Origin of the sequence: Symbiopectobacterium sp., from assembly GCF_051710365.1 — a bacterium.
Lineage (GTDB): Bacteria > Pseudomonadota > Gammaproteobacteria > Enterobacterales > Enterobacteriaceae > Symbiopectobacterium.
The window spans coordinates 1-12,821 of record NZ_JBPETA010000018.1 but is presented as its reverse complement, the minus strand read 5'-3'; the positions used below and the strand labels follow the sequence as shown (position 1 = coordinate 12,821).

The 12,821-nt window shown below is 55.9% G+C and carries 11 protein-coding genes, 1 other RNA gene and 2 pseudogenes; 7 read left to right on the top strand and 7 right to left on the bottom strand.

What is annotated here, in order from left to right; translation table 11 throughout:
• The first annotated feature begins 87 nt into the window (after window positions 1-87).
• Window positions 88-1,269 carry a galactonate dehydratase gene (gene dgoD / locus ACTBDZ_RS02985; RefSeq protein ID WP_438814183.1) on the top strand — a complete coding sequence of 394 codons (1,182 nt, stop codon included), beginning with the start codon at window positions 88-90 and terminating at the stop codon, window positions 1,267-1,269.
• Between the two features lie 66 nt (window positions 1,270-1,335).
• Window positions 1,336-1,827, top strand: a pseudogene (locus tag ACTBDZ_RS02980) (TIGR00645 family protein).
• 36 nt (window positions 1,828-1,863) lie between these two features.
• Here ACTBDZ_RS02980 and ubiI read toward each other — a convergent pair.
• From ubiI to ACTBDZ_RS02960, 4 genes and pseudogenes are all read right to left on the bottom strand, one after another.
• Complete coding sequence (ubiI, locus tag ACTBDZ_RS02975; protein ID WP_438814182.1) at window positions 1,864-3,084, bottom strand: FAD-dependent 2-octaprenylphenol hydroxylase; 1,221 nt, start codon at window positions 3,082-3,084, stop codon at window positions 1,864-1,866.
• 24 nt (window positions 3,085-3,108) lie between these two features.
• Window positions 3,109-4,287 (bottom strand): 2-octaprenyl-6-methoxyphenyl hydroxylase, encoded by a 1,179-nt coding sequence (gene ubiH / locus ACTBDZ_RS02970; protein WP_438814181.1) that lies wholly within the window; start codon window positions 4,285-4,287, stop codon window positions 3,109-3,111.
• Window positions 4,288-4,292: 5 nt separating this feature from the next.
• On the bottom strand, window positions 4,293-5,642 hold the full coding sequence (gene pepP / locus ACTBDZ_RS02965; protein ID WP_438814196.1) for a Xaa-Pro aminopeptidase: 1,350 nt from the start codon (window positions 5,640-5,642) through the stop codon (window positions 4,293-4,295).
• 76 nt (window positions 5,643-5,718) lie between these two features.
• Window positions 5,719-6,251 (bottom strand): annotated as a pseudogene (locus ACTBDZ_RS02960) (YecA family protein).
• A 187-nt stretch (window positions 6,252-6,438) separates the two neighbouring features.
• Between ACTBDZ_RS02960 and zapA the strand changes: the two are divergent.
• The 3 genes from zapA to ACTBDZ_RS02945 all read left to right on the top strand — a co-directional run bounded on the left by zapA (window position 6,439) and on the right by ACTBDZ_RS02945 (window position 7,703).
• Window positions 6,439-6,768: a cell division protein ZapA gene (zapA, locus tag ACTBDZ_RS02955; RefSeq protein ID WP_196906564.1), complete on the top strand. Its 330-nt coding sequence runs from the start codon at window positions 6,439-6,441 to the stop codon at window positions 6,766-6,768.
• 115 nt (window positions 6,769-6,883) lie between these two features.
• Window positions 6,884-7,067, top strand: a non-coding RNA gene (gene ssrS, locus ACTBDZ_RS02950) — 6S RNA.
• Between the two features lie 30 nt (window positions 7,068-7,097).
• On the top strand, window positions 7,098-7,703 hold the full coding sequence (locus tag ACTBDZ_RS02945) for a 5-formyltetrahydrofolate cyclo-ligase (RefSeq protein ID WP_438814180.1): 606 nt from the start codon (window positions 7,098-7,100) through the stop codon (window positions 7,701-7,703).
• Window positions 7,704-7,714: 11 nt separating this feature from the next.
• Here the strand turns inward: ACTBDZ_RS02945 and nadR are convergent, their stop codons facing one another.
• The 3 genes from nadR to serB all read right to left on the bottom strand — a co-directional run bounded on the left by nadR (window position 7,715) and on the right by serB (window position 11,448).
• On the bottom strand, window positions 7,715-8,974 hold the full coding sequence (nadR, locus tag ACTBDZ_RS02940) for a multifunctional transcriptional regulator/nicotinamide-nucleotide adenylyltransferase/ribosylnicotinamide kinase NadR (RefSeq protein ID WP_438814179.1): 1,260 nt from the start codon (window positions 8,972-8,974) through the stop codon (window positions 7,715-7,717).
• Between the two features lie 96 nt (window positions 8,975-9,070).
• Window positions 9,071-10,453 carry a DNA repair protein RadA gene (gene radA / locus ACTBDZ_RS02935; protein WP_438814178.1) on the bottom strand — a complete coding sequence of 461 codons (1,383 nt, stop codon included), beginning with the start codon at window positions 10,451-10,453 and terminating at the stop codon, window positions 9,071-9,073.
• Between the two features lie 17 nt (window positions 10,454-10,470).
• Window positions 10,471-11,448: a phosphoserine phosphatase gene (serB, locus tag ACTBDZ_RS02930; RefSeq protein WP_438814177.1), complete on the bottom strand. Its 978-nt coding sequence runs from the start codon at window positions 11,446-11,448 to the stop codon at window positions 10,471-10,473.
• A gap of 141 nt (window positions 11,449-11,589) precedes the next feature.
• Between serB and ACTBDZ_RS02925 the strand changes: the two genes are divergently transcribed.
• Together ACTBDZ_RS02925 and ACTBDZ_RS02920 are read left to right on the top strand one after the other, a co-directional pair.
• Window positions 11,590-12,171 carry a YtjB family periplasmic protein gene (locus tag ACTBDZ_RS02925; RefSeq protein ID WP_438814176.1) on the top strand — a complete coding sequence of 194 codons (582 nt, stop codon included), beginning with the start codon at window positions 11,590-11,592 and terminating at the stop codon, window positions 12,169-12,171.
• A gap of 317 nt (window positions 12,172-12,488) precedes the next feature.
• Window positions 12,489-12,821: GntT/GntP/DsdX family permease (locus tag ACTBDZ_RS02920; protein WP_438814175.1), on the top strand; the 333-nt coding region annotated here is incomplete at its 3' end.

The window sequence follows — 12,821 nt, the reverse complement described above, 5'->3', positions numbered from 1 at the left end:
GGTGTTTAAGCATTGACGAAGCACGGCACGCTCGGGTTATGCTAAGGGTTTGGGGTCCCTCTCGGGCTGAAAGTGGAGTAAAGCAACGTGAAAATTACGGATGTCAAAACCATCCTGGCGAATCGCTACCTGTTTGTCGAAATTCACACGGACGAAGGTCTTGTCGGGATCGGTGAATCAGGCACCTGGGGGTTTCTGGATGCCTCCATGGGGGCGGTGGAAGCGCTAAAAACCTACCTGATCGGGCAAGATCCGCTGCGTATTGAGCATCACTGGCAGTACATGTACCGCTGCTGGCATTTTCGCGGTGCGGCCATCATGGGGGCGATCAGCGCCATCGATATCGCGCTGTGGGATATTGCGGGCAAATTCTACGACACTCCCGTCTACAACTTGCTGGGCGGTCGCTGCCGCGATAAGGCGCGGGTCTATGCCCATGCTGGTGGCAAAACCACGGAAGAGACCATCGCCAACCTGAAAAAGATGAAGGCACAAGGCGTTACCGCGATTGGGCATCTGACGCCGTTTCTGGATGAGTCGCGCGGCGATCCCTATTTCATCACCCATGCGAAAGAAATCGGCGAAGCCATCGAGCGCATTGGCGCTTATCGCGAAGCGGTGGGGAATGACGTCGATCTCTGTATCGAAGTGCATCGCCGTCTGAAACCGCATGATGCGATTGTGTTTGCACAGGGCATCGCGCCTTATCTGCCTTACTTTATTGAAGATCCGATCGGGGCAGATAACTTTGATTCGATGGCGCAGGTCGCAGACAAAATCAACGTGCCGATTGCCACCGGCGAGCGTCTGAACAACCTGCAAGAGTTTGCCATGTTGATCAAGCGCAATGCCGTCTCCTACGTGCGGCCAGACGTGTGCATGTGCGGAGGCATTACCGGTGCGAAGAAAATCGCAGCGCTGGCCGAAGCGTATGATCTGATGGTGGTGCCGCATAACCCACTCAGCCCGGTCTCTACGGCCGCCTGCTTGCAAATTGCGGTGAGCATCCCCAACTTTGCCCTGCTGGAGTATCCCGGCGACGACCAACCGGCGCTGTCGGAGAAATTTGGTGCTACCGGCGTGGAAAATGGCGTATTGAAGCGCGATGTGGTCAAGAGCACCTTCAAGTGCGTGGACGGTTTTATGGAGATCCCCACGGCTCCGGGTATTGGCATCGAACTGGCGGATGATGTGGCAGAAAAATATCCCTACCGTCGCCGTCCGCTGAAAACGCGTCTTCATGTAGATGGTTCGGTGGTCGATCAGTAAACTGTGCGTTTTGCCGTCGCGTGGCCATTACGCGACGGTGGTTATTCACCTGCAAAAAGAAGAACTATGGAACGTTTTATTGAAAACCTGATGTACACCTCGCGTTGGCTGCTGGCCCCGATCTACCTGGGACTGTCGCTCGGGTTACTGGCGCTGATGCTCAAATTTTTCTAGGAAGTGTTTCACATTCTGCCAAGCGTCTTTGCATTGGCAGAGGCCGATCTGATCCTGGTACTGCTGTCGCTGATTGACATGACGCTGGTAGGCGGCCTGTTGGTGATGCTGTCTGGCTATGAGAACTTTGTCTCGACGCTGAACATTGATGAGGATCGGGAGAAACTGAGCTGGCTCGGCAAAATGGATTCCGGCTCACTCAAGAATAAAGTGGCGGCATCGATCGTCGCCATCTCTTCCATCCATTTGCTGCGCGTGTTTATGGATGCGCGCAACACGCCGGATAACAAGCTGATGTGGTATGTGATTATCCACCTGACGTTTGTGCTGTCGGCGTTTCTGATGGGCTATCTGGACAAAGCAACGCGCCACGAAAAGAAGTGAAGTTGACGGTACGCCCATTGAGGCGTACCGTTTTACTTACTGCGGCATAGCGGTGTGCGCCAGCCATTCCGGCAGGTCATTTAATCCCATCGCCTGACGCACCAGCACCGGTTTCACCCCCGGCAGGCGGTTCGCCAGCGTCAGGCCAATATCCCGTAGCAATTTTTTCGCCGGGTTCTCTCCGTTAAACAGTTCCCTGAACCCTTGCATGCTGGCCAACATCAGCGCGGCACTGTGCTTGCGCTGGCGTTCATAGCGTCGCAGGTAGAGGTGTTGCCCGAAATCCTTACCTTGCCCCTGTAAGCGTTTGATTTCGGCGATCAGCGTGGCGACATCCATAAACCCGAGGTTGACGCCCTGTCCGGCCAGCGGGTGGATGGTGTGTGCGGCATCGCCCACCAGCGCCAGTCGATGCGCGGCAAAGCTGCGCGCATAGCGTCCGGTTAACGGGTGTGTTTGCCGGGCACTGATGGTGGTGCACCGTCCAAGATGCGTATCAAAGGCGATCGCCAATTGCTGATCGAAAGCCTCCTTGGGCAGTGCCAGTATGGATTCGGCCTGCAACGGTGGCAGTGACCAGACAATCGAGCACAGGTTTGCCTCCGCTAACGGCAGAAACGCCAGAATGCCATCGCCGTGGAACACCTGGCGTGCCACGCCGTCGTGCGGGCGTTCGGTCCGTACCGTTGCCACCAGTGCGTGATGACCGTAATCCCAGAACGTCAGTGGAATATCGGCCTGCTGACGTAGCCAGGAGTGCGCACCGTCTGCGCCGACCACCAGGCGCGCCGTGAGCATAGTGCCATCGTCCAGCGTGATAAATGCGTCGTTCTCGCCCCAGGCCACCTGCTGCAATACCGCCGGTGCCATCAGGGTAATGTCTTTTGCTTTCTCGGCTCGTTGCCACAGGGCGCGTTGAATGACGTCATTTTCGATAATGTGGCCGAGGCGGGAAAAACCATAGGCCTCGCCCTCGAAATGGATATTGCCAAAGCTGTCTTTGTCCCACACGTACATGGCGTTATAGGGGCTGATGCGCTGTGCTTCGATCGCTTGCCAGACATCGAGATGACGCAGCAGGCATTCGCTGGCCGCGTTAATGGCGGAGACGCGCAGCGCATAAGCCCCGTCCGCGGCCGTCTGTGGTGGCGTACGCTGTTCCAGAACGGCAATGCGTAGCCCGGACTGTTGCAGCCCGCAGGCTAATGCCAGACCGACCATGCCGCCGCCCGCGATAACCACATCAAATGATTGCATAAGCCCTGTTTCCTGTTGCTTGCATTAACGATCGACCCAACCCAACGTGCGGCGCGCAAAGGTATCACGCACGGGCGCAACGGTATTCATGGTCATCAAACCCAGATTGCGACCCACTTCCAGCGGGGTAACACTGTTGGCAAACAGGCGTACCAGACCGTCTGTCAGCGCAATGGTCGCCTGCTGATCGGGTTCTCGGCGCTGAGCGTAGCGGCTCAGCACGCGATAGCTGCCGGTGTCTTCCTGGTGTGCCGCGGCTTGCGTCAGGGTTTCTGCCAGCGACATCACATCGCGCAGCCCGAGATTGAATCCCTGTCCGGCAATCGGATGCAGGGTTTGTGCCGCATTGCCCACCAGCGCCACGCGATGCGCGATATGACGTGCCGCCGTCACCAGTCGCAGCGGATAGGTGTGACGTTCGCCGATGTGGGTAATTGCGCCCAATCGCCAGCCAAAGGCGCGTTGCAGCGCGGCGCGGCATTCGGCCTCGCTCCAGGCGCTCACCTGCGTCTGGTTTGATAACGGGTGGCACCATACCAACGAACTGCGTCCACCGCGCATTGGTAACAGTGCCAACGGGCCGTCCGGGGTAAAGCGCTCAAAGGCTTTTCCCGCATGAGGCAACTGGGTGCGGATGTTGGCAATAACGGCAAACTGCGGATACTCCTCTGTCTCCCATTGCATACCGCAGGCCCGAGCCAGCGCGGAGGAGGAGCCGTCTGCCGCCACCAAGAGCTGCTCGCACAGCGTACTGCCGTCATCCAGTTGTAGGATGGCCTGTTCGGCACTGCGTTCAACGTGTACTACCTTGCGTGGGCAGTGCACGCGCACGCCCGGCGCATTGTGGAGTAACCGAAACAGGGTTTGACCAACCTGATGTAGCTCCACCACGTAACCCAATGCGGCGGTACGATAATCACTGGCCTGCATGTTGACCACACCGGCGTGGCCGCGATCGCTGACGTGCACCGCGGTGATGGGTTCCGCTTCACTGGCGATAGCTTGCCAGATGCCGATACGCTTGAGCTGCTGCACGGTGCCTTCCGCCAGCGCGATAGCGCGGGCGTCGAAGCCGGGATGCGCGCTGTCCAGTGGAGAGTGTGCTTCAATCACCTCGACGGGAAGGGTGCCGCAGGAAAGGGCGGAAATGGCCAGCGCCAGCGTTGCTCCCGCCATGCCTCCGCCGACTATCAGGATCGTCATCGCGATTATCTCGCTGCCTGGCGTGCGGCACGGGCCTGTGCCATCAACGCTTCAATATCGTCGGCGTCTTTTACGACGCCCGCTGTCAATACTTCGTTACCGCTGTCAGTGATCAGAATGTCATCCTCGATGCGGATACCGATGCCGCGATACTCATGGGGTACTTTGGCGTCTGGCGCGATATAGAGCCCCGGTTCGACGGTGAGCACCATGCCGGGTTCCAGCGAACGACTGCGTTCTGACGCGCCGTAATCGCCGACATCGTGCACGTCCAGTCCCAGCCAATGGCTGAGTCCGTGCATGTAGAACGCGCGGTGTGCCTGTTCGGCGATCAGTTCATCGACGCTACCTTTCAGCACGCCGAGTTTAACCAACCCTTCGACCATGATACGAATCATCTGCTCATTCACTTCACGAATGCTGACACCGGGTTTGAATAGCGCCAGCGCTTTGCGCTGTGAAGACAGCACAATGTCGTAAATCGCGCGCTGCGGGGGGCTGAATTTTCCACTTACCGGGAAGGTCCGCGTGATATCACCGGCATAGCCCTGATATTCGCAGCCCGCGTCAATCAGCACCAAATCGCCCTCGCGCATTTGCCGTTCGTTTTCGGTGTAGTGCAGAATGCAGCCGTTATCACCGCTGCCGACGATGGTGTTATACGAAGGATAGCGCGCACCGTGGCGGGTAAATTCATGATGAATTTCCCCTTCCAACTGGTATTCGTACATCCCGGGTTCACAGCTTGTCATGGCGCGGGTATGGGCCTTGGCGGTGATCTCTCCGGCCCGACGCATCAGCTCTAGCTCTTTCGGGGATTTAAACAGGCGCATCTCGTGTACCCAGGGGCGCCAGTCGGTCTGCGTCGGCGGTGCGATAAGCCCCTGACGCGTGCCGTTTCGCAGCGTCTCCAGTGCGTTGAACAGCAGGCGGTCCGCGTAGTCGTACAGCCCCTGTGCGTGGTAAATCACGTCCAGTCCGTTGAGCAGCAGGTGCAACTGCGCATTGATGTCGCTAAAGGGCAGGGCGCGATCGACATTCAAGCGCGGAGGGGCCGCTTCCTGTCCCAGACGGCGTCCGAACCAGATTTCCGCCGTGACATCGCGCACGCGGTTGAATAGGACGGTGTGGTGATGGTGCTCATCGCTTTTTACCAGTAACAGCACCGCTTCCGGCTCGTTAAATCCGGTGAAGTACCAGAAATCGCTGTTCTGGCGATAAGGGTACTCACTGTCAGCGCTGCGCGTGGCTTCCGGTGCGGCAAAAAATATCGCCGCGCTGGCGGGAGCCATTTTTTCCAGCAACTGCTGGCGGCGGCGAGTATATTCCTGACCAAAAGCGTCTTGTTGAATCATCACCTGCTCCTGTGTGATGCGCATTCGGTAATTCCCTCCTGCGTGGGAACCCCTGCGGGTAAGGCTGGATGCGCGATTAATGTAGCGTTGGTTTTTTCTTCTCCGGTGCGGTCTGTACCGGGCGTGTATATTCACTGTGGCAGAGAATGGCGGAAACTCTGACGTATTCGATGATTTCTTCCAGCGATTGCGCAAATCGTCGATGGCTTCTTTCAGTTCGCCCTGCGCCTTGTTCAGACGCTGCTGAACGACGCCCAGCCCGAGCAGAAAGTGATTGACCCATCCTGCCAGCGCGTCGGCACGATCAAACACGCTTACCGCCGTGTTATCGTCATCCGGTAGCAGTAGTTGGAATTCAAATTCACTCTCTTCCAGCGCTTCTTTGGTGACCTGATACAGCGTTTGCAACGGTTGAGAAACCAGGTGAGAGAACGCCAGACCATCGTTTGTCAGCTCGTGTAACAACGTTTTCCAACTGTCATCGGTGTTGCCCCCGCACAGGATACCGCTGATAAGCCCGTGCATTTCCGCTGCCGTCAGTGCAACTTGTTGCTGTGTCAGGAGCGCGTCTAGGGTTTCATAGCCGGGATACGTGGTTTCTATGGACATGTGCTTTGTTCATCGTTGGCGGGTTGGTATCGTGTTATGCTACCACCAAGCTCGGCTGCTATGCCAGAAAGGGCTTGTTTCTTCTATGTTGAGTTATTATAGTGGCGCCCGCGTGAAGGGGCTGTCGCCAGTCCGTGATATGAATTTTTTCTGCGGCGCAGAAAACGAAATGAGGCAGGAAAGGGGCATGTCTGCACAACCAGTAGATATTCAAATCTTTGGCCGTTCGTTAAGAGTCAATTGTCCGCCGGAACAACAGGAAGCGTTGAATCAGGCTGCGGAAGATCTTAACCAGCGGTTGCAGGATCTCAAAGTGCGCACACGCGTGACCAACACGGAACAATTGGTGTTTATCGCGGCACTTAACGTGTGCCATGAATTGGCGCAAGAGCGCTTGAAGACGCGTGATTATGCGGCAAATATGGAGCAGCGCATCCGCATGTTGCAGCAGACCATCGAGCAGGCATTGCTGGAGCAAGGGCGCATAACCGAGCGTCAGGGCACGCCTTTCGAGTGAGTCGAAAGGGGCTAGCGCCTTGCCCCGCGTTTTGGTTTTTTAAATTGATTTTTGTTAGTTGCCCGATGTTTTTCGCTATAAAGCGTGATAGAGTTATTCACGAGTAAAGAATAAAATTTCTCTGAGGTGTTTGTCTGCGGGTCAGTCCCCTGAGCCGATATTTCAAACCAACAGAATGTAACGCTCCGCAGCCGGTGAGCATGCTCGGTTCGTCCGAGAAGCCTTAAGGTTGCGACGGTATGTTCACCTTGAACCAAGGGTTCAAGGGTTACCACCTGCGGCGGCATCTCGGAGATCCCTTCTCTCCTTTCTTTTCCCTGTTATTGCCTATGACTTCTGCGTTCATGCCCGTTTCGCCACAGCAACAGCGTCAGGCCATGCGCGATCGCGTGCGTCAGTTGCGCCGAGCGCTCACGCAGGAACAACAAACCCGGTTTGCCCAGCAGATTGCCGAACGTGCGTTGGAACAACCTGAAGTGCAGCAGGCACAGCGTATTGCGCTGTTTTTGTCGTTTGACGGTGAGCTGGATACCCAGCCGTTGATTGCCCGTCTGTGGCAGCAGGGAAAGGCGGTGTATCTGCCGGTACTGCACCCGTTTTCGCCGGGACATTTGCTGTTTTTACACTACGACGCGCAGACACCGCTGGTGAAGAATCGCCTGAAGATCTTTGAGCCGCGTCTGGATGTGCGCCGCGTGCTGCCGCTAATCCAACTTGATGTACTGTTTACGCCGTTAGTGGCGTTCGATGCGCAGGGACAACGTCTGGGCATGGGGGGTGGGTTTTATGACCGGACCTTACAGCGCTGGCAACAGCGAGGGCCATACCCGATTGGCTTGGCCCATGACTGCCAGCAGGTCGATGCCATCCCGAACGAAGCGTGGGACATCCCGTTGCCCGCCATTCTGACTCCCTCTCGCCGCTGGCAGTGGTAATTCGTTGTTGATTACAGCGTCGGCGTATCCGGCCCGCCAGACGTACGGTGCGACAGCATTTGCTGTACCAGTTCCACGCAGCGCAGGAAGCGCGAATCATAATCTGATTCGGTCACGTGTACGTAAGGGACGTTATTCTTCACCAGCATGGTTTTGAGCAGCGTTTGGAACGCGCTGCGTGCGGTACTGCTACCCAGGCTACGTAAACCATCTGCGACCCACGGCGTATTGTTTTCCAGCAGGATCACCAGATCAAACCGGTATTCGTCAATCAACGCCTGGACAAAGGGGTGTTCGCGCCCTTCATACTGTTTGCAGAATGCTTGGGCGGTGATGAAATCGGTATCGATAAAGGCCACTTTATTGGCGTATTTTACCGAAAAATCAATATATTGAGATTGCCCTAACGCGATTTTATCGTAGTCAGAATATTGCAGCGCCATCTCGTCGCCACCCAGATGGGAAAAGACATAATCCCGGCCAAACTCCCAGGCGCTGGTGGTGTTGAAGATATTGGCGAGCTTGTTGACCAGCGTCGATTTACCGCTGGATTCGCCGCCGAGAATGGCAACGGTACGCACGAAAAAGGGCCTCACTTCGGTGGGAATATAATCCCAATAGCGGAACGGATCGTGACGGATCTGTGCGCCGCTGATGTTCATAAATGAGCGTTCCGGGTCAACTAATACCGCGTCGATGCCTAACTGTTCCCGATACTGCGGGGCATCTTTGGCTTCGCTGGTATAGACAAAGTTGGGTTCAATTGCCTTCTCTTGCATAAAGGCCTTGATACCGCGACTCCATACATCCCAGCCGTGCGGGTAAGGCTCCATGCCTTCTTCGTTAAAGGCGTGAATGCGGATATTCTTCTGATATTTAAAAGTTTGTAGCAGCCAACGCAGACGATCGCTGACGGTGGGTTGCTGCGACATGGCGCTGTGCTCAAACAGCAGGCGGTCGCGTGATTCGTCGTAACCCAGGATCACATGCAATTCATCAACCTGACTACAGGCGCGCTGGATCAGGTAGATATGACCGGTATGAAGAGGATAAAACTTGCCGAACACCACCCCGATGGTTTTGTCGTGGCGGGGAAATTCCAGTTCCAGAAAGCGGTGCAGCGCTTCCAGCTTTTGAGCGCTGGGGTTTTTGATCTTGGCATTCAGCAATTGGCTGAGATAGCCCTTGGTCATGCCGGTTGCGTCGGCAACCTGCTGAAGGGTAAACCCTTTCTTGCGGATGGCGGGTTTCAGGTAATCAAAAGATGACATTGTCAGGCACTCTTGGTTTAGCACGTGTGTTTAGCATGCTAAACCAAGATATCACAAGCATCCTCAACCTGCGCGCATGTTCCCACAGGTTAGACGTTAAAGATCGTCGAGGATCGCCAGCGCGTCAGTCAGCTTTTTCACGCCAAACACCTGCATGTTGGCGGGCGGGCGTTTTGGCGCATTGGCATGGGGGACGATGGCGCGCTTGAAGCCGTGCTTGGCCGCTTCGGAAATACGTTCCTGACCGCTGGGCACAGGCCTTATCTCGCCGGATAGCCCCACTTCGCCGAACACCACCAGATCTTGCGGCAACGGCCTGTCGCGCAGGCTGGAGACCAACGATAGCAGCAGTGCCAGATCGGCGCTGGTTTCGGTGACTTTTACGCCACCAACCACGTTCACGAACACATCCTGATCAGCCATTTGCAGTCCGCCGTGGCGGTGTAACACGGCGAGCAGGAGCGCCAGTCGGTTCTGTTCCAGACCGACGGCGACGCGGCGAGGGTTGGCCATCATCGAGTGATCCACCAATGCCTGAATCTCCACCAGCAGCGGACGTGTGCCTTCCCACACCACCATAACGGAGCTGCCGGACATCACTTCATCACCCCGGCTGAGAAAAATGGCTGAGGGGTTGCTGACTTCGCGTAATCCCTGCTCGGTCATGGCGAACACCCCCAATTCGTTGACGGCACCGAAACGGTTTTTGTGGCTGCGCAGGGTGCGAAAACGGGAATCTGCATCACCGTCGAGCAGCACGGAGCAGTCAATGCAGTGCTCCAGCACCTTGGGACCAGCCAATGAACCATCTTTGGTGACGTGGCCCACCATCACGATAGCGACACCGCGCGTTTTGGCAAAGCGGGTGAGATAGGCGGCGGTTTCCCGCACCTGTGCCACGCTGCCGGGTGAGGATTGGATATCGGCCAGATGCATCACCTGGATCGAGTCGATCACCATCAGCCTGGGCTGCTCCTGTTCAGCAATCAGGCAGATTTGCTCGATGCTGGTTTCGGACAGCATGTTGAGATGCTGGGTGGGCAGGCCCAAGCGGTGCGCACGCATCGCCACCTGCTGTAGCGACTCTTCACCTGTGACGTACAGGGTTTTCATCTGTTCAGAGAGCTTGCACAAGGTTTGCAGGAGCAGGGTACTTTTTCCCGCGCCGGGGCTGCCCCCGATCAGAATGGCGCTGCCGGGCACCACGCCGCCGCCCAACACACGATCGAACTCGCTAAAGCCGGTGGAAAAACGCGGTAGCGCTTCCAGGCTGATGTCAGAGAGTTTTTGTACGTGGCTGATGCCTTCATGGTCGCCCGCATAGCCGGTACGGCGATCGGTGCGAGACGTCGCGGCGGCGGCCAGCCGCACTTCGGTAATGGTGTTCCAGGCGTTACAGGCGCTGCATTGGCCCTGCCAGCGCGGGTAATCGGCACCACATTCGTTGCAAACGAAGGCGCGTTTAACGGCTTTTGCCACGGTTCACCTCACTGCTATTAGCGTTTTTCGTGCCGCAGGCTGCCGCTCAGTACGCACATGACGCCGGTTAAATCGGCGTGACGGATGCTGACGGGGGCCTGCTCATTCACTTTGGGTTTGGCATGATAGGCGATGCCTAGCCCGGATGCCTTGATCATCACCAGATCGTTGGCCCCGTCACCGATGGCAATGGTCTGCTCTTCGGGGATCTCCAGCTGTTCCGCCAGTTGGCGCAGGGTTTTGGCTTTATATTTGGCATCGACAATCGGGCCTATCACTTCGCCGGTCAACTTACCGTCGCGCAGGCCCATTTCGTTAGTCACTGCCGCCACCAGGCCGAGTTTCTCTTTCAGGTGATCGGCGAAATAGGTAAAGCCGCCGGAGGCGATAGCAACGTGCCAGCCTGCGGCCTGCAACTGCTCAACCACGTAGGTCAGCCCCGGCATCAGCGGCAGATTTTTACGCACTTTTTGCAGGATATCGGCATCGGCCCCCTTCAGGGTGCCCACGCGCTCGCGCAGACTGGCGGAGAAATCCAGCTCACCGCGCATCGCCCGTTCGGTGATCGCCGCCACCTTCTCTCCGGTGCTGGCCAGTTTGGTGATTTCATCAATACACTCAATCTGAATGGCGGTGGAATCCATGTCCATCACCAGTAAACCGGGCGCACGCAGCGTCGGGGTGTTGCACATCGGTGCCACATCCATCCCCAGTTCATGAGCCAGTTTGGTGGCGCGCGGCGTGAGCGAACCGGCCAAACGCACCACCTGATAATCTTCCACGTTCCAGGCGCTGACGATCACCATTGCTGCACCGAGTTTGCGCTGGTAACGCGAAAGCAAGTTTTTATCCAGTACGTCGCCGTACAGCAGCCAGCCGGTGTCTCCCGCGCGATAGTCGAGCGGCATCACTTCATCACCGCTGAGTGATAACGGCAGTCCCGGCCAACAGTTAATCTCGTTAGGGAGATCGCGGTAGGTCTGACTATTCGGCATGGGGCATCCTCTTCTGGCAAAAATAGCGCGTACTGACGCGGGTAAACATAACAGAACATCACTCAGAAAACAGGGCAACAAGCTATCCTATCGCTATCGCTTCTGGCAACATGAAAGTATGCAAATAGCTCAGGGATTCTCATGGTCCACACCCGGTTAAAATTCCGCTTACACCGCACCGCTATTGTACTGATCTGCCTGGCGCGGCAGGTTGCGTTCAGCCTGACGCCGCTGATGGAAAGCAACGATGATAACAGCCAGAAAATCAGCACGATGCTGGCGCAGTTAACGCAAAATAGCCGCATTCTCGACGCGGCACTCTATCAGCAGGACGGTTCATTGATTGCCCGCACCGGGGAAGAGGTTGTGGTGCGCGACCGTCTGGCGCTGGATGGCAAACGGGTGGGGAGCTATTTCAACCACCAGATTGTGCAGCCCATCAACGGCAAGGATGGCCCGATCGGGTTTCTGCGCATGACGCTCGATACCCACGTGTTGGCGACCGAAGCCAAGCAGGTCGATAACACCACCAATATCTTGCGCCTGATGATCCTGCTGGCGTTAGCGATCGGCATTATTCTGGCCCGCACGCTGTTACAGCACCGCCGCAGCCGCTGGCAGCAGTCACCCTATCTGCTCACCTCCAACACGCCGGTGAAGGAAGATGACGAGAATACCTCATCGCCTGTGCCGGAAGAGAAAACGGACAAGCCTGAGTCATAGTTATAGATCTGTAACGGTGGCGCGCGTTAGGGCGTGCTGCCGTGCCACTTCCCGCCTTTTGGTCCCCATCTTCGTATTACTAGTATAATATATTTATCATTACTCGCATGTTTATCGTATACGTTACATTTATTTATGTGATTCAAATCACTAAATGACGATGGTCATTTTCCCCCATAAAAAAATTTTTAATATTCATCACAGTTTTTGGCGCATTACTGGCGCTTAATTGGTATGACATATTTTGTTGTGGTCATGTATGTAGAAAAGAAATGTCTGACTAATTTTGTTTTTTATTTAATGTTGACGGGGAAAATATGAATTTCATTATTGAGGCGCTGCCCATTATATGGGTGGCTCTGGGCGTCGTTTTGCCGTTAATTTTAAATATGAAATTTAAAATTAACGGGATGTTGGCACTGCTGCTCGCAGCGATGTTTGTTGGCGTGTGTGAAGGATTACCACTTGAGGCAATTGGTAAATCGATTGAAAATGGCGTTGGCAGTACGCTGGGGCATCTGGCATTAATCCGTCATTCCGCACCTACTTTAAGAATAAATTCGACGGTATCGCTCGCCGAGAACATCAACGATGGTCTTGTGAACAGAATTGAGGTTGGATACTTGTGGTGGTCTGTCACCAATACTGAA